This is a genomic window from Novilysobacter antarcticus, from assembly GCF_019802285.1.
Classification (GTDB): Bacteria; Pseudomonadota; Gammaproteobacteria; order Xanthomonadales; family Xanthomonadaceae; genus Novilysobacter; species Novilysobacter antarcticus.
The window spans coordinates 98,006-119,492 of the sequence record NZ_JAIEUJ010000003.1; the positions used below are offsets into that span (position 1 = coordinate 98,006).

A 21,487-nucleotide genomic window follows, 5' to 3' on the forward strand; every position below is an offset into this window, starting at 1 on the left:
GTGGGAGATGGGAAGCGACAGCTCAGTTCAATTCAGCAAAAAACTCGGCAAACCGCTGCAGCCCGGGGACCAGCTGCGGGGTCGGACAGGTGTAGCTGATGCGGACGGCGCGCGGCTCGCCGAAGGCAGAACCCGGCACGCAGGCCACGCCCTTGGTCTCCAGCAACGCACCGCAGAATGTCAGGTCGTCATCGATCGCAAGGCCGCTGGGACCGTGCACCCGGCCGAACGCGATGCTCACATCGGGGAAGGCATAGAACGCCCCCTGCGGCCGCGGGCACACCACGCCGGGGATCGCGTCCATCACGTCCATGACCTGGTCGCGCTTGGCCTGGAATTCGCGCCGCTTGGCTGCCGGCACATCCTGCGGGCCTTCCAGCGCGGCCACCGCGGCAGCCTGAACGACCTCGGGAATACTGGTGATGTGGTTGGAGTTTAGCGTGGCGATCGCCTTGGCCACGGACTCCGGACCGGCCATCAAGCCGACGCGCCAACCGGGCATGCCGTAGGTCTTGGACAGCGAGTCGACGAAGATCAGGCGATCCCGCAGCTCCGGCCGGGCGTGGGCAAAGTTGTAGTAGCCCAGGTCATCGAACACCATCGCGTGGTAGATGTCATCGGTGATGATCCAGGTATCGGGATAGCGCACGAGCACGTCGGCCAGCGCGGCGATCTCGTCCCTGCCGTAGACCATGCCGGTCGGATTGGACGGGTTGTTGAACAGGAACACGCGCGGCTTCTTCTCCAGCGCGGTCTGCAGCTGTTGAGGGGTCAGCTTGTAGTCCTGCGCGGCGGGACACGGCAGCAGGTCGACCTTCGCGTTTACGATGGCCGCGATGTCCCGGTAACTGGTCCAGTACGGCACTGCGAAGGCGATCGTGTCGCCCTCGTCGAGCAACGCCTCCGCGAGGTTGTAGATGACCTGTTTGGCGCCAATCCCGCTGGCCAGGTTGGCCACGCTGTACCCGGTCAGGCCAATCTTTTCCAGATGGGCGAGGAACGCTTTCAGGAGGGTCTCGGAACCGCGGTTGCTGCCGTACTGGCCGCTGTCGTGGGCCAGGGATTCGCGCGCCGCGGCGTAGACGTGATCGCCGGGCAGGAAATTGGGCACGCCGATCGAGAAGTTGATGATGTCGCGGCCTTCGGCCTTCAGCCGCTTGGCCTTTTCAGCGACCTGCATGATCGCGCTGGGCCGGGCCCGACCGATGCGCTGGGCAAACTGGGGCATCGCAATCGCCTGTTGCAAGGGGGTTGAAGGCGGTGGCGCCACACGCAGCCGCGGCTTGGCGGCGCCACTGCCGATAAGTGCGTTACGCCTTGGCGTCGAGGGTCTTGTTCCATTCTGCAACGCGGTCGGCCTTGGCCGCGAGTGCCGCGTCAACGTCGCCTTCAATCTTGACCGAGTTGATCTTGTCGCCCTGCTTGACGCTGTCGACGATGTCCTGGCCTTCAATCACCTTGCCGAACACGGTGTGCTTGCCATCCAACCAGGAGCACGGCACGTGGGTGATGAAGAACTGGCTGCCATTGGTACCCGGACCGGCGTTGGCCATCGAGAGCACGCCGCGCTCGTGGGCGAGGCCGTTGCCGGTCTCATCCTCGAAGCGGTAGCCCGGGCCGCCCGTACCGGTGCCCTGCGGGCACCCGCCCTGGATCATGAAATCGGCCAGGACGCGGTGGAAATTGAGGCCGTCGTAGAAGCCGCGCTGGGCCAGGTTGACGAAGTTGGCGACCGTCAGCGGCGCCTTGTCGGCGGCCAGCTCAATGCGGATCGGTCCGCGCTCGGTATCGAAATTGGCGATCAGGCTCATGTCGTGACTCCGGTTTTCTCAAGGGGGCGCTTGTGCGAACGCCAGACCCCCAAGTTTAACCCACCCCAACCCGGTTACCGCGCAGAACACGCAGCCATATATACTGGCGGACTTCCTTATGAAAGCTGCCTACGCGCCGCTCTACCCAATGTCCATCGAACGTCTACGCAATATCGCCATCGTCGCCCACGTTGACCACGGCAAAACCACCATCGTTGATTGCCTGCTCAAGCAGTCCGGCACGTTCTCCGACCGCACTGTGCTGGCGGAGCGGGTGATGGACAGCAACGACCAGGAAAAGGAACGTGGCATCACCATCCTGGCCAAGAATACCGCCATCACGTGGCAGGGCAACAGGATCAACATCGTCGATACCCCGGGACACGCCGACTTCGGCGGCGAGGTCGAGCGCGTGCTGTCGATGGTCGACTCGGTGCTGATCCTGGTCGACGCCATGGACGGGCCGATGCCGCAGACGCGGTTCGTCACCCAGAAGGCGTTCGCGATGGGCTTCAAGCCGATCGTGGTGATCAACAAGATCGACCGCCCCGGCGCGCGGCCCGACTGGGTGATCGACCAGGTGTTCGACCTGTTCGACAAGCTGGGCGCGACCAACGAGCAGCTCGACTTCCCGATTGTCTATACCTCGGCGCTGCACGGCTACGCCGGTCTGGAAGACACCGTGCGCGACGGCGACATGACCCCGCTGTACGAGGCGATCATGAAGCACGTTCCGCCGCCGGCGGTGGACCCCGAAGGTCCCTTCCAGATGCGCATCAGCCAGCTGGACTACAACAGTTTTGTCGGCCTGATCGGCGTGGGCCGCATCCAGCGTGGCAAGGTACGCACCAACATGCCGGTCACCGTGATCGACCGCGAAGGCAAGAAGCGCCAGGCGAAGGTGTTGCAGGTGCTGGGCTTCATGGGTCTGGAGCGGGTCGAGGTCGAAGAGGCGGAAGCTGGCGACATCATCGCCATCTCCGGCGTGCAGGACCTGGGCATCTCCGACACCCTGTGCTCGGTGGATGCACCCGAGGCCCTGCCGCCGTTGACCGTGGACGAGCCGACCATCTCGATGACCTTCCAGGTCAACAATTCGCCGTTCGCCGGCCGCAAGGACTTCAGCGGCGGCAAGTTCATCACCAGCCGCCAGATCCGCGAGCGCCTGGAGCGCGAGACCCTGCACAACGTCGCGCTCAAGGTCGAGGAAGGTTCGGATCCGGACAAGTTCCTGGTTTCCGGCCGCGGCGAGCTGCACCTGTCGGTGCTGATCGAGACGATGCGCCGCGAAGGTTTCGAGCTGGCCGTGTCCCGCCCGGAAGTCATCATCAAGGAAATCGATGGCCAGCTGATGGAGCCGGTCGAGCAACTGGTCGTCGACATCGAGGAACAGCACCAGGGCGGCGTGATGGAAAAACTCGGCATCCGCAAGGGTCAACTGAAGAACATGGAATCCGACGGCAAGGGACGCGTGCGTCTGGACTACATGATCCCCGCGCGCGGGCTGATCGGCTTCCAGAACGAGTTCAAGACCCTGACCCAGGGCACCGGCCTGCTGTTCCACGTGTTTGACCATTACGGCCCGCGCGAAGTCGGCGCGATCGCCAAGCGCCCCAACGGCGTGATGATCTCCAACTCGGCCGGCGCCACCCCGGCGTATTCGCTGGGCCCACTGGAAGAGCGCGGCAAGCTGTTTGCCGCCGAGGGCGACAACGTCTACGAAGGCCAGTTGATCGGCATCCATTCCAAGGACAACGACCTCACCGTCAACCCGATCAAGACCAAGCCGCTGACCAACATGCGCGCCTCGGGCAAGGATGACGCGATCAAGCTGACACCGGCGATCAAGTTCACCCTGGAGCAGGCCCTGGACTTCATCGAGGATGACGAGTTGGTCGAGGTGACGCCGAAGGAAATCCGCCTGCGCAAGAAGCACCTGACCGAAACCGACCGCAAGCGCGCCAGCCGCGGCTGACCGGCCGGCAACCGCCCCGCGCAGCATGCGGGGCGGACATGAAAAAGCCGCCCATCACGGGCGGCTTTTTTGTTGCTGACGCTTGTGCCGGCAGCCTGGCTGCAGCCCGGCTTAGACGCCCTGGTCGCCAGCCGACAGCTGTGACTGCTTGCGCACGATCAGCATGGCCACTTCCAGTGCCTGCTCGTAGTTCAGGCGCGGATCCACCGTGGAATGGTAGGCACGCTCCAGATCGCCCTCGGTCAGCCCGCGCGCGCCGCCGGTGCACTCGGTCACGTCCTCACCGGTCAGCTCCAGATGCGCACCGCCCAACCGGGTCCCGGCCGCCGCATGCAGGTCAAACGCCAGCTCAAGCTCGTCCCCAATGTTGGCAAACTTGCGGGTCTTGTAGCCGTTCGCGGTCGCCTCGGTGTTGCCGTGCATTGGATCGCACACCCAAAGCACGCGGCGACCGTCGCGCCGCACGGCGTCCAGCAGCGGCGGCAATTTCTCGGCGATATGGGCCGCGCCCATCCGATGGATGAGAGTCAACCGGCCCGGTTCGTCCTGCGGATTGAGCACATCCACCACCCGCATCAGCTGATCCGGCGTGACCGACGGGCCCACCTTGAGCGCGATCGGATTGCGTATGCCGCGGAAGTACTCGACGTGCGCACCGTCGAGCGCCGCGGTGCGCATGCCGATCCACGGGTAGTGGGTGCTCAGGTTGAACCAACCCCAGTGACGCGGCACCTGGCGGGTGAACGACTCCTCGTATGGCAGCAGCAACGCCTCGTGCGAGGTGTAGAAATCAACCCGGTCCAGGTTGCGCACCGACCCGCCCGACAACGTCTCCATGAAGCGGACCGCGTCGCCGATCGACTCGACCATGCGGCGATATTCCGCCGCCAACGGTGAATGCCCAACCCAGTCCAGGTTCCAGTACTCGGGATGGCGCAGGTCAGCGAAACCGCCATCGATCAGCGCACGCACGAAATTCATCGTCATGGCCGAGCGGGCGTGGGCTTTTACCATCCGCCGCGGATCCGGGCGCCGCGCAGCGGCCTCAAACAATGGCGCATTGACCATGTCGCCGCGGTAGCTCGGCAGGGTCACGCCATCAATCGTCTCGGTATCGGCAGAGCGCGGCTTGGCGTACTGACCGGCGAACCGGCCCACCCGAACCACCGGCTTACGCATGCCGTGCACGAGCACGAGGCTCATCTGCAACAACACCTTCAGGCGGTTGGAGATCACATCCGAGGAGCACGCATCGAATGTCTCAGCGCAATCGCCACCCTGCAGCACGAAGCACTTCCCGTCCTGCGCATCGGCGATCTGCTGCTTGAGCGCGAGGATTTCCCAGGACGTCACCAGCGGGGGCAGCGCCCGCAGCTCCGCCAGCACCGCGGCGAGCTCGTCGGCATCACCATAGGTCGGCAGCTGGAGCGCGGTGCGCTCGCGCCAGGAGGTCGGGTTCCAGTTCTCGGGGAGATTCACGGAGTGCAGGCTGCGTTCGGCGGTGGGCATGGCGGTAAGGACTTTTGTTGCGGAGCAGCATTACATCATCCATGCGTGCCGACAAAGTTGCAACGTCCGCCCAAAGGACCAACGCCCGCGCCGACCACCCTCAGTCTGCGCGCGTGCTCGCATACAGCGCCCAGGCACCGAGCAGGACAAACCAGAGAAGGCTCCATGCCGGCATCGCCAGACCCAGGAAGCTCCAGTCGACCTCCGCACATTCTCCCGATCCAGTCATCACCTTGCGGATCACGCCGGTCAACGGCATCGCCTCAAGCATGTAATCGAGCCCCGGGCCACAGGACGGCACCTGGTCAGGTGGTAGATGCTGCAGTCGCACGTGGTTGCCTGCCACTCCCATGCCGACCAGCGCGGTCAGGAATGCGAGTCCGCCGTACACGCGGCGCCCCATCCGACCGATCGGTGCGTGCAGCCCGCCCACCAGGAAGACCAGCCCGACCGCTGCGAAGGCGACCCGCTGGAAAATGCACAGCGGACACGGCAGCAAACCGCCGTAGATCTGGGTGTAGAGCGCATAACCGATCAGTCCGGCACAAGCCACGAAGCCAAGCAGGAAACGGCGGCGAAAACCGGCGGTACGCGTTGCGAGTGTCGTCATGGGGCTACACGATACGGACTTGTGGCAGCTGCGCAAAGGCCAAGCCGCTTAACGCAAAAACCCCGGCGCAAGGCCAGGGTCGATGCGTGCGGCAGGGCATTGCTACCCCTTGGCAGTCGAGGAACGATTACTCCGCCGCGGACTGCGGACGGTCAACCAGTTCCACGTAGGCCATCGGCGCATTGTCGCCAGCGCGGAAACCGCACTTGAGGATGCGCAGGTAACCGCCCGGACGCGCGCTGTAACGCGGGCCGAGTTCGACAAACAGCGTGCCCACCGCTTCCTTGTCGCGCAGGCGCGAGAAGGCGAGGCGACGGTTGGCAACGCCATCGGTCTTGCCAAGGGTAATCAGCGGCTCCGCAACGCGGCGCAGCTCCTTGGCCTTGGGCAGGGTGGTACGGATTGCTCCGTGCTTGATGAGCGACGCGGCCATATTGGTGAACATCGCATCGCGATGGGCACTGGTACGGTTGAATTTGCGTCCTGATTTCTGGTGGCGCATGAGTGTTGTTTCCTGTTTAGCCCATCATGCCGTGCGAGGCGATGCCTGCAGGCGGCCAGTTTTCAAGCTTCATGCCGAGCGAGAGGCCGCGCTGTGCGAGCACTTCCTTGATCTCGGTGAGCGACTTCTTGCCGAGGTTCGGCGTCTTCAGCAGTTCGACTTCGGTTTTCTGGATCAGATCGCCGACGTAGTAGATGCTCTCCGCCTTGAGGCAGTTGGCCGACCGCACCGTGAGCTCCAGGTCATCGATCGGACGCAGCAGCACCGGATCGATCCCGGTGCTTGCCGGCTTGGCTGCACCACGCTCGCGCTGGGTGAAGTCGCCGAACACCGACAGCTGGTCACTGAGCACTTCAGCGGCGGTACGGACCGCCTCTTCCGCGTCGATTGTGCCGTTGGTCTCGATGTCGATGATCAACTTGTCCAGATCGGTGCGCTGCTCAACGCGCGCTGCTTCCACCGAATACGCCACGCGGCGGATCGGGCTGAAGCTCGCATCCAGAATCAGGCGACCGATGGTGCGGGTCTCTTCTTCCGGATTGCGGCGGGTGGTAGCAGGCTGGTAGCCGTACCCACGCTCGACCTTGATGCGCATGTTGAGTGCGGTGTCCTTGGTCAAGTGCGCGATCACGTGGTCGCCGTTGACGACCTCGACATTGTGGTCGGTCTTGATGTCGGCCGCAGTCACCACGCCTGGACCCTGCTTGGTCAGCGACAACGTCGCCGACTCGCCGGTGTGCATGGTGATGGCGACGTCCTTCAGGTTGAGCAGGACCTCGAGCACGTCCTCCTGCAATCCTTCGACCGTGGTGTATTCGTGCAGCACGCCATCGATCTCGACTTCCGTAATCGCGAAGCCCGGGATCGAGGACAGCAGAACCCGGCGCAACGCGTTGCCCAGCGTGTGACCGTAGCCACGCTCGAGCGGCTCGATGACCACCCTTGCACGGTTGTCGGTGAGGCGTTCGATCTGGGGACCGCGCGGGCGCAGCACCTGATTGGCGGTAACCGTCATTTTGTGGAGTCTCCTGTGAGCCCACGACCCGGCGGGTCGGAGGCTCAAGAACAGATGGATTACTTCGAGTACAGCTCGATGATCAGCGCTTCGTTAATGTCGGCCGACAGATCCGTACGCTCCGGAATCGCCTTGAAGACACCTGCAAACTTCTTGCTGTCCACATCGATCCAGGACGGCGACAGGTCCATCTGCTGCGACACGGTCAGCGACTCCTGCACGCGCAACTGCTTCTGCGCACGCTCGGACAACGCGATCGCGTCACCGGCCTTGACCTGGTAGGAAGGCAGGTTGACCGACTTGCCGTTGACCGTGACACCACGGTGCGACACCAGCTGGCGCGCGGCCGGCCGGGTCACCGCAAAGCCCATGCGGTAGACGACATTGTCGAGACGGGTTTCGAGCAACTGCAACAGGATTTCACCCGTGTTGCCGCGCTTCGCCGCCGCCTTCTTGTAGTAGTTCCGGAACTGGCGCTCAAGCAACCCGTAGGTGCGCTTGACCTTCTGCTTCTCGCGGAGCTGGTTTGCGTAATCGGACATCTTGCCGCGACGAAGCGTCGCGCCATGCTGACCGGGCTTCTGCTCAAGCTTGCACTTGGAGTCAAGGGCGCGCGAGGCGGACTTGAGACCGAGATCGACGCCTTCGCGACGGGCAAGTTTGCAGGTGGGACCAATATAACGAGCCATTCTTCTTCAGCTCCTCAGACGCGACGCTTTTTCGGCGGGCGGCAACCGTTGTGCGGAATCGGCGTCACGTCGATGATGTTGATGATCTTGTACCCGACGTTGTTCAACGAACGAACGGCGGATTCCCGACCCGGACCCGGGCCCTTGATGCGCACTTCCAACGACTTGACGCCGTAGTCGAGCGCAGCACGGCCGGCCTTCTCGGCAGCTACCTGGGCGGCGAACGGGGTCGACTTGCGCGAACCGCGGAAACCCGCGCCGCCCGAAGTCGCCCACGAGAGCGCGTTGCCCTGGCGGTCGGTGATCGTGATGATGGTGTTGTTGAACGAAGCGTGGACGTGGGCCACGCCGTCAGTGACGACGCGCTTGACCTTCTTCTTCGTCTTCGAGCCGCTTGGATTGGCCATGATCTACCCCTTACTTCCGGATGGCCCGACGCGGACCCTTGCGGGTACGTGCGTTGGTCTTGGTGCGCTGGCCACGAAGCGGCAGGCCGCGACGATGACGCAGGCCGCGGTAGCAACCCAGGTCCATGAGGCGCTTGATCGACATGCCGACCTCACGACGCAGGTCGCCTTCGACGATGAACTTGCCGATTTCGGCGCGGAGACGCTCGACTTCCGGCTCGGACAGGTCGCGGATCTTGGTCGACAGCTTCACGTCGGCCGACTCGCACACTTGTTTGGAACGGGTACGGCCAATGCCGTAGATGTTCTGCAGCCCGACCCAGACGTGCTTCTGGGCAGGCAGGTTGACGCCCGCAATACGCGCCATAACGCGATCTCCAACTGGTTTGGCAACCGAGCCCTGACAACTCGGTGGAAAGGTTCACTGGTTAGTGAATCGAAAAATCATCTAGGTCTCGGATGATAGGAAGCGGCGCACCGTCTATGACGCAGCGCCGCAACGGCATGGGGAGTGTGCCCATGCTCCGGCGACGAACCAGGACTGACCGGGAAAGCGCTGTCAAGCCGCCTTCCCGGACACCGCGCGCTACTCTGGCGCGCAGACGGGTCCGGATCCACCTGCACGCGAGACGTCGTGCAGGTCGCCCTGATGAAAGCCGGTGTGGAGGCCGGGCTTTCGATACATCAGCAGCATCCACGGCGACGTACGCCGAAGATGACGCGCCAGTCTAGCCGAAGCGACTGGCAGGAATCAACACTTTTTGCTCAGCGTGCGCCTGCGCCGCCGCGCGAACCCTTCAGGTTCGCCTTTTTCAACAGGCTTTCGTACTGGTGCGACATCAAATGCGCCTGGATCTGCGCGATGAAGTCCATCACCACCACCACCACGATCAGCAACGAGGTGCCGCCGAAGTAGAACGACGTCCCCATCTGTGAGCGCATCACTTCCGGCAACAGGCACACGATCACCAGGTAGGTCGCACCCGCCGCGGTCAGCCGGGTGAGTACACCATCAACATAGTCCGCGGTAGCCTTGCCCGGCCGGATGCCCGGGATCAGCGCACCGGACTTCTTCAAGTTGTCGGCGGTTTCCTGCGAGTTGAAGACCAGCGCGGTGTAGAAAAACGTGAATCCGGCGATCAGCCCGCCGTAAAGCAGCATGTGCAGAGGCTCGCCGGGGTTCAGCCACTGGCTGACCTTGAGCATGAACGAGGACGAATCACCCTGGCTGAACCACGTTGCCGCAGTGGCCGGGAACATCACGATGCTGGACGCGAAGATCGGCGGAATAACGCCCGACATGTTGAGCTTCAGCGGCAGGAACGAGGACTGGTTCATGTACGCGCTGCGGCCACCCTGGCGCCGCGCGTAGTTGACCGTGATCCGCCGCTGGCCGCGCTCGACAAACACCACGAAGAAGGTGACGGCCAGAACAATCGCCACCACCGCCATCGCGGTAAGCGTACCCATCTCACCGTTGCGGACCTGCTCGAACATGTTCAGCGCTGCCGACGGCAACCCGGCGACGATGCCGGCGAAGATGATCAACGAGACACCGTTGCCGATACCCCGCTCGGTCACCTGCTCGCCCAGCCACATCAGGAACATTGTCCCGGCGGTGAGCGAGATGACCGCGGTGATCACGAAGCCCGCCCCGGGGCTGTAAACCACCGGGATGCCCTGGCTGGCACCCCCGGCCTGCAGGGCGGTCGCGATGCCCCAGGCCTGGAACACCGCAAGTGGGATCGCGCCAAGACGCGACCACTGGGTGATCTTGCGCCGGCCCGACTCACCCTCTTTCTGGATCGCCTTCATGCTGGGCAGGATCTGCACCATCAACTGCATGATGATGGACGCGGAGATGTACGGCATCACGTTCAGCGCGAACAGGCTGAAGCGCTCCAGCGCACCACCGGAGAACATGTTGAACATGTCCACGATGGTGCCCTGCTGGCTTTCCATCAAGCGCAACATCGCCTCGGGATTGACGCCCGGGACCGGGATGTAACATCCCACCCGGTAGACGACCAGTGCTCCCAGCACAAACATGAGTCGCTGACGGAGCTCGGTGAATTTGCCGAGCCCGCCACCCATGCCGGCCATGGCGTTGTTGCTACGCGCCATCGGTGACCTACTCCTCGACCTTGCCGCCGGCCGCTTCAACCGCGGCCTTGGCACCGGCCGTGGCCAGCACGCCCTTGAACACGAACTTCTTGCTAACCTCGCCCTTCACCACCAGCTTGGCGCGCTTGGCGCGGGTCGGCACGAGGCCGGCGGCGCGCAGAGCGGCGAAATCGATCTCGCCCGCTTCAAGCTTGTCCAACTGGTAGAGCATGACTTCGGCGGTGTCGTTCTTGGTCTTGCTGCGGAAGCCAATTTTCGGCAGCCGCATCTGCATCGGCATCTGGCCGCCTTCGAAGCCGGCCTTGATCTTGCCCTTGCCGGACCGCGCGAAGGAACCCTTGTGTCCGCGACCAGCGGTCTTGCCCAGGCCGGAACCGATACCGCGACCGACGCGCTTGCGGTCTTCGCGGGCGCCCTCTGCGGGCGACAGTGTATTGAGACGCATCGTATTACTCCTCGACCCGGACCAGGTAATGGACCGTATTGATCAGGCCACGAACCTGCGGGCTGTCCTTCAGCTCGCGGACGTCATTGATCTTGCGCAGGCCCAATGCCTTCACCGACAGCCGGTGCCGACCCTGGGTACCACGCAGACCCTTGACCAGACGCACCTTGACGGTGCCGTTCTTGTTTTCAGTTGCATCAGCCATGGTTCAATTCCTCGACCTTCTTGCCGCGCTTGGCCGCGATCTTCTCCGGCGAATGCATCTCGGAAAGGCCACGCAACGTCGCCCGCACCAGGTTGATCGGATTGCGTGAACCGGTGGCCTTGGCCAGCACATCACGCACGCCGACCGCCTCGAGCACAGCGCGCATTGCGCCGCCCGCGATCACGCCGGTACCTTCCGACGCCGGCTGCATGTACACATGCGCTGCGCCGTGGCCGGACTTGACCGAATGCCAAAGCGTGCCGTTGTTCAGATCGACACCCTTCATGTTCTTGCGTGCCTGCTCCATCGACTTCTGGATCGCGGCCGGCACTTCGCGCGCCTTCGCGTAACCCATGCCGACCTTGCCGCCACCATCGCCGACCACCGTCAAAGCGGTGAACGTGAACTGGCGACCGCCCTTGACGGTCTTGCTGACACGGTTGACGGTGATCAGCTTCTCGATCATCCCGTCGTCGATTTCGTCACGGGGACCACGCCCCCGCGAATCGCGTTCGTTAGCCATCTTGCAGTTACCTGGTTTGAATAGGGAATTTGCGGCGTTGCCGCTTATGATTGTTGACACTTCCGGGCGCCGTGCGACCACAGGAACCTGGGATCACACCCGACGCGACCCGCGTCGGCAGGTACGGAAACGGGACAGAAGCCCCGTCCCGGCTTAGAACTGCAGGCCACCTTCGCGGGCGGCATCGGCCAGCGCCTTGACGCGACCATGGTAGCGATAACCCGAGCGGTCGAAAGCAACCTTCTCGATGCCGGCGGCCTTGGCCGCAGCGGCAATTGCCTGGCCAACCTTGACAGCGGCGTCGGCGTTGCGGCCGTTCTTCAGGCCTTCCATCACGCTCGACTGGGTGGTCGAGGCGGCGGCGAGGCACTGCGAGCCGTCGGCAGTGAATACCTGCGCGTACAGGTGCTGACCGGTACGCAGCACCGACAGGCGCGGGACGCCGAGCGTGCGGATATGCGAACGGGTGGATTTGGCGCGGCGCAGGCGGGCGATGTTCTTGTTCATTGTCTGGTCCTCGAAAGCTGAAGGCCCCTGATGGTGATCAGGCCTTCTTGGCTTCCTTGCGAATGATGGTCTCGCCGGCGTACTTCACACCCTTGCCCTTGTAGGGCTCGGGCGGACGGAAGCCACGAATCTTGGCAGCCACCTCACCGACACGCTGGTTGTCGGCACCCTGGACCAGAACTTCGGTCTGGGTAGGGGTGGTGATGGTGATGCCTTCCGGAGCGGTGAACACGATCGGGTGCGAGAAACCGAGCGAAAGGCTCAGGTCCTTGCCCTGCATCGCGGCTCGGTAGCCGACGCCGACGAGCTCGAGCTTGCGCTCGAAGCCTTCGGAAACGCCGTGAACCATGTTGGCGATGATCGAGCGCATCGTGCCGGTAACGGCGACGTGTGCCGGGGTGTCGGCGCTCATGAGCGCCTGACCGTCTTCGATCTTGATCTGGACGCCTTCGGGCACGGCCATCGAGAGGGCGCCCTTCGGACCCTTGACGCTCACGTTACCGGACTGGACATCCAGCTGGACGCCCTTGGCCAGGACGATAGGCTTGTTGGCAATACGGGACATGGTCGTTACTCCCTTATGCCACGAAGCACAGGACTTCACCGCCGACGCCGAGCTCGCGCGCCTTCGAATCGGTCATGATGCCTTTGGAGGTGGAAATGATGGCGACACCCAAGCCGTTGAGCACCTTGGGCAGCTGGTCCTTGCCTCGGTACTGGCGCAGGCCGGAGCGCGAATAGCGCTTCAGCTGCTCGATTACCGGCTTGCCCTCGTAGTACTTGAGGTCGACCTGGAGCTCGTGCTTGCCGTTGCCGATATCGGTGACGGTGGTGCCGAGGATGTAGCCTTCGTCTTCCAGCACCTTGGCGATAGCCACCTTGGTCTTGGACGACGGCATTTTTACCGACGGCTTGCCGACCGCGGCCGCATTGCGGATGCGGACGAACATGTCGGCGATGGGATCAGTCATGCTCATGTGTAGTTACCTGATGAGTGCACCGATATCCGCGCGATTGCGAATTCAGTTGTGGCGCGCCGAAAACGGCTGACGCGCATGGAGCGTGGCTAGCCGGCAAGTCTAGCAGACTAACCGACCCGCATTACCACTTTTTTTACCAGCTGGCCTTGCGCAGGCCCGGTACGTCGCCACGCATCGTGGCTTCGCGCAGCTTGTTGCGGCCGAGGCCGAACTTCGCGTATACGCCGCGCGAACGGCCGGTCAGGGCGCAGCGGTTTCGCTGGCGCGACGGGGACGAGTCACGCGGCAGTTTCTGCAGCTTGATCACCGCCTCTTCCTTCTCCTCGTAGGAGCTGGACGGGCTGGAGATGGTCTTCTTCAGCTCGGCGCGCTTGGCGGCGTACTTCTCCGCCAGCTTCGCCCGCTTCAGGTCGCGGTTGACCATTGAGGTCTTTGCCATGGATAGGTCCTTGGATTAGGTGCGGAACGGGAAGCGGAACGCTTCCAGCAGGGCGCGGGCTTCGGCATCGGTGTTCGCGGTCGTGATGATCGCGATGTCCATGCCCCGGACAGCATCCACCTGGTCGTAATCGATTTCCGGGAAGATGATCTGTTCCTTGACGCCCATGTTGTAGTTGCCACGCCCGTCAAAGGACTTGCCAGACACACCACGGAAGTCACGCACGCGCGGCAGCGAGACGTTGATCAGACGATCGAGGAACTCGAACATCCTCGAACGGCGCAGGGTGACCTTGCAACCGATCGGCCAGCCGTCACGGATCTTGAACGAGGCCACGGAAACGCGGCTGTTGGTCACGATCGGCTTCTGGCCGGCGATCTTGGTCATATCGGCGACGGCGTTCTCCAGCACTTTCTTGTTGGTGGCCGCCTCGCCCACACCCATGTTCAAGGTGATCTTGGAGATGCGCGGCACCTGCATCGGGTTCGTGTAACCGAACTTCTCGGTCAGGGACGGAACCACTTCTTCTTTGTAGAATTTTTCAAGCCGGGTCATTTCAGCATTCCTCAGGCGTCTAGCGCCTCGCCGCTGGAGCGGAACACACGCATTTTGCGTCCATCCTCCAGCACTTTGATGCCAACGCGCTCGCCCTTGCCCGATGCCGGGTTGAACACCATCACGTTGGAGATATGGATCGGCGCTTCACGCTCGATCACGCCGCCGGCCTGGCCGACCTGCGGGTTCGGCTTGGTGTGGCGCTTGATGATGTTGACGTTGGACACGACGACCTTGTCGCCTGCCACACGCACCACATCACCCCTCTTGCCCTTGTCCTTGCCGGCGGTGACGATCACGTGGTCGCCCTTCTTGATACGGTTCATGTCAATTCCTCCGCTCAGAGCACTTCTGGGGCGAGCGAGACGATCTTCATGAACTTCTCGGAACGCAGTTCACGGGTCACGGGCCCAAAGATTCGGGTGCCAATCGGCTCCTGCTTGTTGTTCAGCAGGACGGCGGCGTTGCCATCGAAGCGGATCAACGACCCATCCGGGCGGCGAACGCCCTTGCGGGTACGCACCACGACGGCGTCATAGACGTCGCCCTTCTTGACCTTGCCCCGCGGAATCGCGTCTTTCACGGTCACTTTGATGACGTCGCCGATCGCGGCGTAACGGCGCTTGGAGCCGCCGAGCACCTTGATGCACATCACTTCCTTCGCGCCGGAATTGTCTGCCACCGTGAGGTAGCTTTGCATCTGGATCATGGTTCAGCCTCCTCGTTATTCGACAGCGCGGGTGACAACTTCCACCACACGCCAGTTCTTGGTCTTCGACATCGGCGCGATCTCGGAAATCCGGACCACGTCGCCCTCGTTGCAGGTGTTGTCCGCATCGTGCGCGTGCAGCTTGGTCGAGCGACGGATGTACTTGCCGTACAGCGCGTGCTTGACCTGGCGCTCGACGAGCACGGTGACGGTCTTGTCCATCTTGTTGCTGACCACGCGTCCTTCGACCGTGCGCAGCGCCTTCTCTGTATTGTTGTCGGTCATGGCGGGTCCTTACTTCTTCTCGCCGAGCAGGGTGTTGACGCGAGCGATCTCGCGGCGCACCCGGCGGGCCTCATGGGTCTTGGCGAGCTGGCCAGTCGCCTTCTGCATGCGAAGGGCGAAGCCCTCCTTGTGCAGCTCGGTCAGGTGGGCCTTGAGCTCGTCAGCGGACTTCTCTCGCAGTTTGTTGAGTTCCATTACCGCACCGTCCGGGTCACGAAAGTGGTGGTCACCGAGAGCTTCGCGGCGGCCAGGCGGAACGCCTCGCGTGCCACATCTTCAGCCACGCCCTCGATCTCGTAGATCATCCGGCCAGGCTGGACCTGGGCAACCCAGTACTCCACGTTGCCCTTGCCCTTGCCCATGCGGACTTCGATCGGCTTCTTGGTGACCGGCTTGTCCGGAAACACCCGCAGCCACATCTTGCCGCCGCGCTTGACGTGGCGGCTGATGGAGCGACGTGCCGCCTCGATCTGGCGAGCGGTGAGCTGGCCGTGCGCAGTGGCCTTGAGGCCGTACTCGCCGAAGCTGACAGCGTTGCCATTCCAGGCCAGGCCATCATTGCGGCCCTTGTGCACCTTGCGGTACTTGGTTCGTTTTGGTTGCAACATGATCCGTTACCTCGAGTCGCGGGGCGGACGGGGCGAGCGGTCACGTCGATCGCTGCGCGGGCTGTCGTCCGGCTTTTCCTGACCAACCTGGGAGAAATCGAAGATCTCGCCCCGGTAGACCCATGCCTTCACGCCGATGATGCCGTAGGTGGTGTTCGCCTCGGCAAAGCCGTAGTCAATGTCGGCGCGCAGGGTGTGCAGCGGCACACGACCTTCGCGGTACCACTCGGAACGGGCGATTTCCGCGCCATTCAAACGGCCACCGACCTGGACCTTGATGCCCAGGGCACCCAGGCGCATCGCGTTGCCGACCGCGCGCTTCATCGCGCGACGGAACATGATGCGACGCTCCAGCTGCTGGGCAATCGACTCCGCCACCAGCTGGGCGTCCAGCTCGGGCTTGCGCACTTCGGTCACGTTGATGTGGGCAGGCACACCCATCATCTCGCTGACTTCCTTGCGCAGCTTGTCGATGTCCTCGCCCCGCTTGCCGATCACCACGCCCGGACGGGCGGTGTGGATGGTCACGCGGGCGTTGTTGGCCGGGCGTTCGATGAAGATCTTCGAAATGCCTGCCTGCGACAGCTTCTTGCGCAACATCTCGCGGACCTTGAGGTCGGCGATCAGGTACTCGGAGTACTGCTTCTTGCCGGCAAACCACTTGGAGTTCCAGTCTTTGGAAATGCCCAGGCGAATGCCGGTCGGATGAACTTTGTTACCCATAATCAGACTCCGCCCTGCTTGCCGTCGCCCACAACCACGGTGATGTGGCTGGTGCGCTTGAGAATGCGGGTGCCGCGACCCTTCGCACGCGCCATGAAGCGCTTCAGCGTCGGACCTTCGTCAACCATGATGGTCGTGACCTTGAGCTCGTCGATGTCGGCGCCCTGGTTGTTCTCGGCGTTGGCAATGGCCGACTCCAGAACCTTGCGGACGAGATCGGCGGCCTTCTTGTCGGAGAACTTCAGCAGGTTGACTGCTTTCTCCGCGGTCTGGCCACGGACCTGGTCAGCGACCAGGCGGACTTTCTGGGCGGAGATGCGCGCACTGCGCAGGATGGCTTTGGCTTCCATGGTCATCTCCTTATCGGCTCTTCTTGTCGCCGACGTGTCCCTTGAAGGTACGCGTCAGGGCGAACTCGCCGAGTTTGTGGCCGACCATGTTCTCGTTGACCAGCACCGGGATGTGGTTGCGACCGTTATGCACGGCGATGGTGAAACCCACCATCTCCGGCAGCACCATCGAGCGGCGCGACCAGGTCTTGATCGGGCGCTTGTTGTTGGCCGCAGCCTCCACCTTCTTGATCAGATGGTGGTCGACGAACGGACCCTTTTTAAGTGAACGTGCCATTGTCGATTAGCTCCTGCGATCGCGAACGATGAACTGCTGCGTGCGCTTGTTGTGCCGCGTCTTGTAACCCTTGGTCGGGACACCCCACGGGGTGACCGGATGCGGGTTGCCCTGGCCAGCCTTGCCTTCACCACCGCCGTGCGGATGGTCGACCGGGTTCATGGCGGCACCACGCACCGTCGGGCGGATGCCCAACCAGCGTTTGGCACCGGCCTTGCCCAGTTTCTGCAGGCTGTGCTCGTTGTTGCCGACCTCACCGATGGTGGCGCGGCACTCGACCGGCACCTTGCGCATCTCGCCGGAACGCAGACGCAGGGTTGCGTAGCCCTGCTCGCGCGCCACCAGCTGGACCGAAGCGCCGGCGGCACGTGCGATCTGCGCACCCTTGCCAGGCTTCATCTCGATGCAATGCACGGTCGAGCCGACCGGCACGTTGGCCAGTGGCAGGCTGTTGCCGGTCCGGATCGGAGCATCACGGCCAGCGATCACCTGGTCGCCCGCCTTCAAGCCCTTGGGCGCGATGATGTAGCGACGCTCACCGTCGACATAGCACAGCAGGGCGATATGAGCGGTGCGGTTGGGATCGTATTCAATCCGCTCCACACGCGCCGGAATGCCTTCCTTGTTGCGCTTGAAATCGATGATGCGGTAGTGCTGCTTGTGGCCACCACCGATGTGACGGGTGGTGATGCGGCCGTGGTGGTTACGACCACCCGAGCGGCTCTGCGGCTCCAGCAACGGCGCATACGGGGCGCCCTTGTGGAGTTCGGGCGACACGACGCGGACTGCCGAACGGCGGCCTGGCGAAGTGGGTTTGAATGTCATTAGTGCCATGGGTCGATCCTCAAGCCTTGGCCATCACGTCGATCGACTGGCCATCGGCCAGCGTCACGTATGCCTTGCGCCAGTCGGGGCGACGGCCCATGCGGAACTTGAAGGCTTTGGCTTTGCCCTTCACGTTGAGCACGTTGACCGCCTCGACCTTGACGTCGAACAGCTTTTCCACGGCGACCTTGATGTCCGCCTTGGTTGCCGTCGTCGCCACTTCGAAGACGTATTGATTGGAAACTTCCTGCAGCCGTGCGGTCTTCTCGGACACACGCGGTGCACGGATCACGTTGTAGAGCTTGGCGTCGTTCATGCCAGCCACTCCTCGATCTTCTTGATCGCGTCGGCGGTGACCACGACCGTGTCGGCGCCAACCAGCGCGACCGGATCCAGGCCCTGCACGTCACGGACTTCGACATACGGCAAGTTGCGCGCCGAGAGGTACAGATTCTCGGTGGCATCCTCGGTAACCAGCAGCGGGCGGCGGCCGGCTTCAAGACCCTTGAGCAGGGCAACCATGCCCGTGGTCTTGGGCGAGTCCAGCTCCAGGCTTTCCACGACAGTGATCCGACCCTGACGGTTGAGCTCGGACAGAATCGAAGCCATTGCCGCGCGGTACATCTTGCGATTGACCTTCTGCGCGAAGCTGCGCGGCTTGGCCGCGAACGTCACGCCACCACCGCGAAAGATCGGAGCGGTCAGCGCGCCGTGGCGTGCGCCACCGCCCTTCTGCTTCTTCGACTTCTTGGTGGTACCGGCGACTTCCGAACGGGTCTTCTGCGCCTTCGTTCCGGCGCGACCGGCGTTGCGGTAAGCAACGACGACCTGGTGGACGAGGTCTTCGCTGAACTCGCGGCCGAAGATCTCCTCGGAGACCGCCAGCGTCTTGCTGCTGTTATTGATGGCAAGTTCCATCGTCATACTCCCTTGGTCGTCGGACGGACGATCACATCGCCGCCCGGCGCGCCCGGCACCGCGCCCTTGATCGCGATCAGGCCACGCTCGGCGTCGACCTTGACCACTTCCAGACCCTGCGTGCTCTGCTGCACCTGACCCATGTGGCCGGACATCTTCTTGCCCGGGAACACGCGGCCCGGCGTCTGGCGCTGGCCGATGGAACCCGGGGTCCGGTGCGAGAGCGAGTTACCGTGGGTGGCATCACCCATGGCGAAGTTCCAGCGCTTCACGGTGCCCTGGAAGCCCTTGCCCTTGGTCACGCCCTGGACGTCAACGATCTGGCCCACTTCAAAGATGTCGGCCTTGATCTCGCCGCCGACGCTGAAGTCGGACAGCTTGTCGTCGGCCACGCGGAACTCCCACAAGCCACGACCGGCGCCGACCTTGGCCTTGGCCAGGTGCCCCGCTTCAGGCTTGTTGACCAGCGCCGCGCGACGCACGCCCACGGTGACCTGCACCGAGCTGTAACCGTCGGTTTCGACCGACTTGATCTGGGTGATCCGGTTGGGGGTCGCCTCGATGAGGGTCACCGGCACGGACCGGCCATCCTCAGTGAAGAACCGGCTCATGCCGGCCTTGCGACCGACGATGCCCAACGAATATTTCTTCGTCGTCATGATGGCCGCCTCAGGTCAGCTTGATCTGGACGTCGACGCCGGCAGCCAGTTCGAGCTTCATCAGCGCGTCCACGGTCTTGTCGTTCGGGTCGACGATATCGAGCACGCGCTTGTGCGTGCGGGTCTCGTACTGGTCGCGCGCGTCCTTGTCGACGTGCGGAGAAGTAAGAATGGTGAAGCGCTCGATCTTGGTCGGCAGCGGAATCGGACCACGCACTTGTGCGCCGGTCCGCTTGGCTGTCTCGACGATCTCGCTGGCCGAGCGGTCGATCAGTCGATGATCGTACGCCTTCAGCCGGATTCGGATCTTTTGGTCCGCCATGACGGTGTTCCTTAGAGTAAAGAGCGACGGGCCGGTGGCTAGGTGCACCGAACCCCAATGGTCATTTCCCCCGCACCGGCGATGACCCGCCAACACGGAAATCTGTAGCAAAACAAGGCAGGCCGGTTACCCGGCCTGCCCAGACAGAAAAGTATAAAGCGCGTGTCACCAGCCCGTCAAGCTGTCGCGGACACATCCGCTACAGCCAACGGCCTTGCCACGCGACATTTCCCTGTCGGGCGAATACGAGGTGCTTCCTGCTCCTCATTTCGCTGGTTTGGCGCCCCTCTCGGAGCGCCGGGTACAGCAATTACTTGATGATCTTGGACACCACGCCGGCGCCGACGGTGCGGCCACCTTCGCGGATGGCGAAACGCAGGCCTTCGTCCATCGCGATCGGGTTGATCAAAGTGACCACCATCTTCACGTTGTCGCCCGGCATCACCATCTCAACACCCTCCGGCAGCTCGCAGGCGCCGGTGATGTCGGTGGTGCGGAAGTAGAACTGCGGACGGTAGCCCTTGAAGAACGGCGTGTGACGGCCACCCTCGTCCTTGCTCAGCACGTACACCTCGCCCTCGAACTCGGTGTGCGGCTTGATCGAACCGGGCTTGCACAGCACCTGGCCGCGCTCGACGTCGTCACGCTTGGTGCCGCGCAGCAGCAGACCGGCGTTATCGCCCGCCTGACCCTGATCGAGCAGCTTGCGGAACATCTCCACGCCGGTGACGGTGGTCTTGACGGTCGGACGGATGCCGACGATCTCGATTTCCTCGCCCACCTTGATGACGCCGCGCTCGATGCGGCCGGTCACCACGGTGCCACGACCAGAGATCGAGAACACGTCCTCGACCGGCATCAGGAACGCCTTGTCCACGTCGCGCTCCGGCTCCGGGATCCAGGCGTCCAGCGCGTCCACCAGCTTGATGATCGACGGCACGCCGATATCGCTCTGGTCGCCTTCCAGCGCCTTCAGCGCCGAGCCGACGATGATCGGGGTGTCGTCGCCGGGGAAGTCGTACTTGGACAGAAGTTCGCGCACTTCCATCTCCACCAGCTCCAGCAGCTCGGCGTCGTCCACCATGTCCGCCTTGTTCAGGTAGGACACGATGTAGGGCACGCCCACCTGACGGGCCAGCAGGATGTGCTCGCGGGTCTGCGGCATCGGGCCGTCAGCGGCCGAGCACACCAGGATCGCGCCGTCCATCTGCGCCGCACCCGTGATCATGTTCTTCACGTAGTCGGCGTGCCCGGGGCAGTCGACGTGCGCGTAGTGACGGTTCGGGGACTCGTACTCGACGTGCGAGGTCGAGATCGTGATCCCGCGCGCCTTCTCTTCAGGGGCACGGTCGATCGCGTCATACGCGCTGAACTCGCCACCAAAACGCTCCGCGCCAACCTTGGTCAGCGCTGCGGTCAACGTGGTCTTGCCGTGGTCAACGTGACCGATCGTGCCGACGTTCACGTGCGGCTTGGTGCGCTCGAATTTACCCTTGGCCATGATTGTTACCTCTG

The 21,487-nt window shown here is 63.2% G+C and carries 33 protein-coding genes; 1 reads left to right on the forward strand and 32 read right to left on the reverse strand.

Translation table 11 applies throughout. From position 1 onward, the window contains the following. Positions 1 to 22: 22 nt before the first annotated feature. Both KZ491_RS09460 and KZ491_RS09465 read right to left on the reverse strand, forming a co-directional pair. A complete protein-coding gene (locus tag KZ491_RS09460; protein ID WP_222565642.1) occupies positions 23 to 1,228 on the reverse strand; it encodes an aminotransferase class I/II-fold pyridoxal phosphate-dependent enzyme in 1,206 nt (401 codons plus the stop codon). Positions 1,229 to 1,310: 82 nt separating this feature from the next. After that, entirely contained in the window at positions 1,311 to 1,811 is a 501-nt protein-coding gene (locus tag KZ491_RS09465; RefSeq protein ID WP_222565643.1) for a peptidylprolyl isomerase, read from the reverse strand. A 148-nt stretch (positions 1,812 to 1,959) separates the two neighbouring features. On the opposite strand from KZ491_RS09465, the gene typA reads away from it, so the two are divergent. Next, positions 1,960 to 3,786, forward strand: coding sequence for a translational GTPase TypA (typA, locus tag KZ491_RS09470; RefSeq protein ID WP_222565933.1), 1,827 nt, complete (start codon positions 1,960 to 1,962; stop codon positions 3,784 to 3,786). 111 nt (positions 3,787 to 3,897) lie between these two features. On the opposite strand, the gene KZ491_RS09475 is transcribed toward typA, so the two are convergent. From KZ491_RS09475 to tuf, 30 genes are all read right to left on the reverse strand, one after another. Further along, entirely contained in the window at positions 3,898 to 5,295 is a 1,398-nt protein-coding gene (locus tag KZ491_RS09475) for a class II 3-deoxy-7-phosphoheptulonate synthase (RefSeq protein ID WP_222565644.1), read from the reverse strand. A gap of 100 nt (positions 5,296 to 5,395) precedes the next feature. After that, positions 5,396 to 5,905 carry a disulfide bond formation protein B gene (locus KZ491_RS09480; protein WP_222565645.1) on the reverse strand — a complete coding sequence of 170 codons (510 nt, stop codon included), beginning with the start codon at positions 5,903 to 5,905 and terminating at the stop codon, positions 5,396 to 5,398. 127 nt (positions 5,906 to 6,032) lie between these two features. Continuing rightward, positions 6,033 to 6,407 carry a 50S ribosomal protein L17 gene (rplQ, locus tag KZ491_RS09485; RefSeq protein ID WP_043959562.1) on the reverse strand — a complete coding sequence of 125 codons (375 nt, stop codon included), beginning with the start codon at positions 6,405 to 6,407 and terminating at the stop codon, positions 6,033 to 6,035. Positions 6,408 to 6,423: 16 nt separating this feature from the next. Further along, positions 6,424 to 7,422: a DNA-directed RNA polymerase subunit alpha gene (locus KZ491_RS09490; RefSeq protein ID WP_222565646.1), complete on the reverse strand. Its 999-nt coding sequence runs from the start codon at positions 7,420 to 7,422 to the stop codon at positions 6,424 to 6,426. Positions 7,423 to 7,481: 59 nt separating this feature from the next. Beyond that, positions 7,482 to 8,111: a 30S ribosomal protein S4 gene (gene rpsD / locus KZ491_RS09495; RefSeq protein WP_043959560.1), complete on the reverse strand. Its 630-nt coding sequence runs from the start codon at positions 8,109 to 8,111 to the stop codon at positions 7,482 to 7,484. A 14-nt stretch (positions 8,112 to 8,125) separates the two neighbouring features. Further along, complete coding sequence (gene rpsK / locus KZ491_RS09500; protein ID WP_043959559.1) at positions 8,126 to 8,518, reverse strand: 30S ribosomal protein S11; 393 nt, start codon at positions 8,516 to 8,518, stop codon at positions 8,126 to 8,128. Positions 8,519 to 8,528: 10 nt separating this feature from the next. Beyond that, positions 8,529 to 8,885 (reverse strand): 30S ribosomal protein S13, encoded by a 357-nt coding sequence (gene rpsM, locus KZ491_RS09505; RefSeq protein WP_222565647.1) that lies wholly within the window; start codon positions 8,883 to 8,885, stop codon positions 8,529 to 8,531. A 398-nt stretch (positions 8,886 to 9,283) separates the two neighbouring features. After that, positions 9,284 to 10,621 (reverse strand): preprotein translocase subunit SecY, encoded by a 1,338-nt coding sequence (gene secY, locus KZ491_RS09510; RefSeq protein WP_407070795.1) that lies wholly within the window; start codon positions 10,619 to 10,621, stop codon positions 9,284 to 9,286. A 28-nt stretch (positions 10,622 to 10,649) separates the two neighbouring features. After that, entirely contained in the window at positions 10,650 to 11,087 is a 438-nt protein-coding gene (gene rplO / locus KZ491_RS09515; protein WP_222565648.1) for a 50S ribosomal protein L15, read from the reverse strand. A gap of 4 nt (positions 11,088 to 11,091) precedes the next feature. Next, positions 11,092 to 11,292 carry a 50S ribosomal protein L30 gene (rpmD, locus tag KZ491_RS09520; protein ID WP_043959555.1) on the reverse strand — a complete coding sequence of 67 codons (201 nt, stop codon included), beginning with the start codon at positions 11,290 to 11,292 and terminating at the stop codon, positions 11,092 to 11,094. Beyond that, entirely contained in the window at positions 11,285 to 11,815 is a 531-nt protein-coding gene (gene rpsE, locus KZ491_RS09525) for a 30S ribosomal protein S5 (protein WP_043959554.1), read from the reverse strand. The genes rpmD and rpsE overlap by 8 nt, the downstream gene beginning before the upstream one ends. A gap of 153 nt (positions 11,816 to 11,968) precedes the next feature. Next, positions 11,969 to 12,322, reverse strand: coding sequence for a 50S ribosomal protein L18 (rplR, locus tag KZ491_RS09530; protein ID WP_222565649.1), 354 nt, complete (start codon positions 12,320 to 12,322; stop codon positions 11,969 to 11,971). Positions 12,323 to 12,359: 37 nt separating this feature from the next. Continuing rightward, a complete protein-coding gene (gene rplF, locus KZ491_RS09535; protein ID WP_222565650.1) occupies positions 12,360 to 12,887 on the reverse strand; it encodes a 50S ribosomal protein L6 in 528 nt (175 codons plus the stop codon). Positions 12,888 to 12,900: 13 nt separating this feature from the next. After that, entirely contained in the window at positions 12,901 to 13,299 is a 399-nt protein-coding gene (gene rpsH / locus KZ491_RS09540; RefSeq protein ID WP_222565651.1) for a 30S ribosomal protein S8, read from the reverse strand. A 136-nt stretch (positions 13,300 to 13,435) separates the two neighbouring features. After that, positions 13,436 to 13,741: a 30S ribosomal protein S14 gene (gene rpsN / locus KZ491_RS09545; RefSeq protein WP_222565652.1), complete on the reverse strand. Its 306-nt coding sequence runs from the start codon at positions 13,739 to 13,741 to the stop codon at positions 13,436 to 13,438. 15 nt (positions 13,742 to 13,756) lie between these two features. Beyond that, complete coding sequence (gene rplE / locus KZ491_RS09550; protein ID WP_194341527.1) at positions 13,757 to 14,296, reverse strand: 50S ribosomal protein L5; 540 nt, start codon at positions 14,294 to 14,296, stop codon at positions 13,757 to 13,759. A gap of 11 nt (positions 14,297 to 14,307) precedes the next feature. Next, positions 14,308 to 14,622: a 50S ribosomal protein L24 gene (gene rplX, locus KZ491_RS09555; protein WP_222565653.1), complete on the reverse strand. Its 315-nt coding sequence runs from the start codon at positions 14,620 to 14,622 to the stop codon at positions 14,308 to 14,310. A gap of 14 nt (positions 14,623 to 14,636) precedes the next feature. Next, positions 14,637 to 15,005 carry a 50S ribosomal protein L14 gene (gene rplN / locus KZ491_RS09560; protein WP_193985941.1) on the reverse strand — a complete coding sequence of 123 codons (369 nt, stop codon included), beginning with the start codon at positions 15,003 to 15,005 and terminating at the stop codon, positions 14,637 to 14,639. Positions 15,006 to 15,020: 15 nt separating this feature from the next. Then, entirely contained in the window at positions 15,021 to 15,290 is a 270-nt protein-coding gene (gene rpsQ, locus KZ491_RS09565; protein WP_222565654.1) for a 30S ribosomal protein S17, read from the reverse strand. A 9-nt stretch (positions 15,291 to 15,299) separates the two neighbouring features. Then, positions 15,300 to 15,485 (reverse strand): 50S ribosomal protein L29, encoded by a 186-nt coding sequence (rpmC, locus tag KZ491_RS09570; protein WP_222565655.1) that lies wholly within the window; start codon positions 15,483 to 15,485, stop codon positions 15,300 to 15,302. Further along, positions 15,485 to 15,898 (reverse strand): 50S ribosomal protein L16, encoded by a 414-nt coding sequence (gene rplP, locus KZ491_RS09575; protein ID WP_222565656.1) that lies wholly within the window; start codon positions 15,896 to 15,898, stop codon positions 15,485 to 15,487. Before rplP ends, rpmC begins: the two co-directional genes overlap by 1 nt. A gap of 6 nt (positions 15,899 to 15,904) precedes the next feature. Then, positions 15,905 to 16,621, reverse strand: a complete 717-nt coding sequence (gene rpsC, locus KZ491_RS09580; RefSeq protein ID WP_043959543.1) for a 30S ribosomal protein S3 — start codon at positions 16,619 to 16,621, stop codon at positions 15,905 to 15,907. 2 nt (positions 16,622 to 16,623) lie between these two features. Beyond that, a complete protein-coding gene (gene rplV, locus KZ491_RS09585) occupies positions 16,624 to 16,971 on the reverse strand; it encodes a 50S ribosomal protein L22 (protein ID WP_043959586.1) in 348 nt (115 codons plus the stop codon). Positions 16,972 to 16,981: 10 nt separating this feature from the next. Continuing rightward, a complete protein-coding gene (gene rpsS / locus KZ491_RS09590; RefSeq protein WP_043959542.1) occupies positions 16,982 to 17,248 on the reverse strand; it encodes a 30S ribosomal protein S19 in 267 nt (88 codons plus the stop codon). 6 nt (positions 17,249 to 17,254) lie between these two features. Then, positions 17,255 to 18,082, reverse strand: coding sequence for a 50S ribosomal protein L2 (gene rplB, locus KZ491_RS09595; protein ID WP_043959541.1), 828 nt, complete (start codon positions 18,080 to 18,082; stop codon positions 17,255 to 17,257). Positions 18,083 to 18,092: 10 nt separating this feature from the next. Then, positions 18,093 to 18,389 (reverse strand): 50S ribosomal protein L23, encoded by a 297-nt coding sequence (gene rplW / locus KZ491_RS09600; protein WP_036196034.1) that lies wholly within the window; start codon positions 18,387 to 18,389, stop codon positions 18,093 to 18,095. Beyond that, complete coding sequence (rplD, locus tag KZ491_RS09605) at positions 18,386 to 18,997, reverse strand: 50S ribosomal protein L4 (RefSeq protein WP_425493138.1); 612 nt, start codon at positions 18,995 to 18,997, stop codon at positions 18,386 to 18,388. Before rplD ends, rplW begins: the two co-directional genes overlap by 4 nt. Then, positions 18,994 to 19,650, reverse strand: coding sequence for a 50S ribosomal protein L3 (gene rplC / locus KZ491_RS09610; protein ID WP_222565658.1), 657 nt, complete (start codon positions 19,648 to 19,650; stop codon positions 18,994 to 18,996). Before rplC ends, rplD begins: the two co-directional genes overlap by 4 nt. Before the next feature lie 10 nt (positions 19,651 to 19,660). Continuing rightward, positions 19,661 to 19,972 carry a 30S ribosomal protein S10 gene (gene rpsJ, locus KZ491_RS09615; protein WP_036196039.1) on the reverse strand — a complete coding sequence of 104 codons (312 nt, stop codon included), beginning with the start codon at positions 19,970 to 19,972 and terminating at the stop codon, positions 19,661 to 19,663. A gap of 310 nt (positions 19,973 to 20,282) precedes the next feature. After that, positions 20,283 to 21,473 (reverse strand): elongation factor Tu, encoded by a 1,191-nt coding sequence (gene tuf / locus KZ491_RS09620; protein ID WP_222565659.1) that lies wholly within the window; start codon positions 21,471 to 21,473, stop codon positions 20,283 to 20,285. Positions 21,474 to 21,487 lie beyond the last annotated feature (14 nt).

Excerpts from the sequence above, each read along its gene's own strand:
- rplR (WP_222565649.1), bottom strand. The coding sequence starts at position 12,322 with ATGAACAAGAACATCGCCCGCCTGCGCCGCGCCAAATCCACCCGTTCG.
- rpmD (WP_043959555.1), bottom strand. The coding sequence starts at position 11,292 with ATGGCTGATGCAACTGAAAACAAGAACGGCACCGTCAAGGTGCGTCTG.
- rpsE (WP_043959554.1), bottom strand. The coding sequence starts at position 11,815 with ATGGCTAACGAACGCGATTCGCGGGGGCGTGGTCCCCGTGACGAAATC.
- KZ491_RS09480 (WP_222565645.1), bottom strand. The coding sequence starts at position 5,905 with ATGACGACACTCGCAACGCGTACCGCCGGTTTTCGCCGCCGTTTCCTG.
- rplN (WP_193985941.1), bottom strand. The coding sequence starts at position 15,005 with ATGATCCAGATGCAAAGCTACCTCACGGTGGCAGACAATTCCGGCGCG.
- typA (WP_222565933.1), top strand. The coding sequence starts at position 1,960 with ATGTCCATCGAACGTCTACGCAATATCGCCATCGTCGCCCACGTTGAC.
- KZ491_RS09475 (WP_222565644.1), bottom strand. The coding sequence starts at position 5,295 with ATGCCCACCGCCGAACGCAGCCTGCACTCCGTGAATCTCCCCGAGAAC.
- rplC (WP_222565658.1), bottom strand. The coding sequence starts at position 19,650 with ATGACGACGAAGAAATATTCGTTGGGCATCGTCGGTCGCAAGGCCGGC.
- rplF (WP_222565650.1), bottom strand. The coding sequence starts at position 12,887 with ATGTCCCGTATTGCCAACAAGCCTATCGTCCTGGCCAAGGGCGTCCAG.
- rpsS (WP_043959542.1), bottom strand. The coding sequence starts at position 17,248 with ATGGCACGTTCACTTAAAAAGGGTCCGTTCGTCGACCACCATCTGATC.
- KZ491_RS09465 (WP_222565643.1), bottom strand. The coding sequence starts at position 1,811 with ATGAGCCTGATCGCCAATTTCGATACCGAGCGCGGACCGATCCGCATT.
- rpsK (WP_043959559.1), bottom strand. The coding sequence starts at position 8,518 with ATGGCCAATCCAAGCGGCTCGAAGACGAAGAAGAAGGTCAAGCGCGTC.
- rplQ (WP_043959562.1), bottom strand. The coding sequence starts at position 6,407 with ATGCGCCACCAGAAATCAGGACGCAAATTCAACCGTACCAGTGCCCAT.
- rpsJ (WP_036196039.1), bottom strand. The coding sequence starts at position 19,972 with ATGGCGGACCAAAAGATCCGAATCCGGCTGAAGGCGTACGATCATCGA.
- rpsD (WP_043959560.1), bottom strand. The coding sequence starts at position 8,111 with ATGGCTCGTTATATTGGTCCCACCTGCAAACTTGCCCGTCGCGAAGGC.
- rplW (WP_036196034.1), bottom strand. The coding sequence starts at position 18,389 with ATGAACGACGCCAAGCTCTACAACGTGATCCGTGCACCGCGTGTGTCC.
- rpmC (WP_222565655.1), bottom strand. The coding sequence starts at position 15,485 with ATGGAACTCAACAAACTGCGAGAGAAGTCCGCTGACGAGCTCAAGGCC.
- rplV (WP_043959586.1), bottom strand. The coding sequence starts at position 16,971 with ATGGAAGCCAAAGCCATCCTGCGCAGTGCGCGCATCTCCGCCCAGAAA.
- rpsN (WP_222565652.1), bottom strand. The coding sequence starts at position 13,741 with ATGGCAAAGACCTCAATGGTCAACCGCGACCTGAAGCGGGCGAAGCTG.
- rpsQ (WP_222565654.1), bottom strand. The coding sequence starts at position 15,290 with ATGACCGACAACAATACAGAGAAGGCGCTGCGCACGGTCGAAGGACGC.
- rplP (WP_222565656.1), bottom strand. The coding sequence starts at position 15,898 with ATGTTGCAACCAAAACGAACCAAGTACCGCAAGGTGCACAAGGGCCGC.
- rpsH (WP_222565651.1), bottom strand. The coding sequence starts at position 13,299 with ATGAGCATGACTGATCCCATCGCCGACATGTTCGTCCGCATCCGCAAT.
- rpsC (WP_043959543.1), bottom strand. The coding sequence starts at position 16,621 with ATGGGTAACAAAGTTCATCCGACCGGCATTCGCCTGGGCATTTCCAAA.
- rpsM (WP_222565647.1), bottom strand. The coding sequence starts at position 8,885 with ATGGCGCGTATTGCGGGCGTCAACCTGCCTGCCCAGAAGCACGTCTGG.
- KZ491_RS09460 (WP_222565642.1), bottom strand. The coding sequence starts at position 1,228 with ATGCCCCAGTTTGCCCAGCGCATCGGTCGGGCCCGGCCCAGCGCGATC.
- rplX (WP_222565653.1), bottom strand. The coding sequence starts at position 14,622 with ATGAACCGTATCAAGAAGGGCGACCACGTGATCGTCACCGCCGGCAAG.
- rplB (WP_043959541.1), bottom strand. The coding sequence starts at position 18,082 with ATGGCACTAATGACATTCAAACCCACTTCGCCAGGCCGCCGTTCGGCA.
- KZ491_RS09490 (WP_222565646.1), bottom strand. The coding sequence starts at position 7,422 with ATGACGGTTACCGCCAATCAGGTGCTGCGCCCGCGCGGTCCCCAGATC.
- tuf (WP_222565659.1), bottom strand. The coding sequence starts at position 21,473 with ATGGCCAAGGGTAAATTCGAGCGCACCAAGCCGCACGTGAACGTCGGC.
- secY (WP_407070795.1), bottom strand. The coding sequence starts at position 10,621 with ATGGCCGGCATGGGTGGCGGGCTCGGCAAATTCACCGAGCTCCGTCAG.
- rplO (WP_222565648.1), bottom strand. The coding sequence starts at position 11,087 with ATGCGTCTCAATACACTGTCGCCCGCAGAGGGCGCCCGCGAAGACCGC.
- rplE (WP_194341527.1), bottom strand. The coding sequence starts at position 14,296 with ATGACCCGGCTTGAAAAATTCTACAAAGAAGAAGTGGTTCCGTCCCTG.
- rplD (WP_425493138.1), bottom strand. The coding sequence starts at position 18,997 with ATGACGATGGAACTTGCCATCAATAACAGCAGCAAGACGCTGGCGGTC.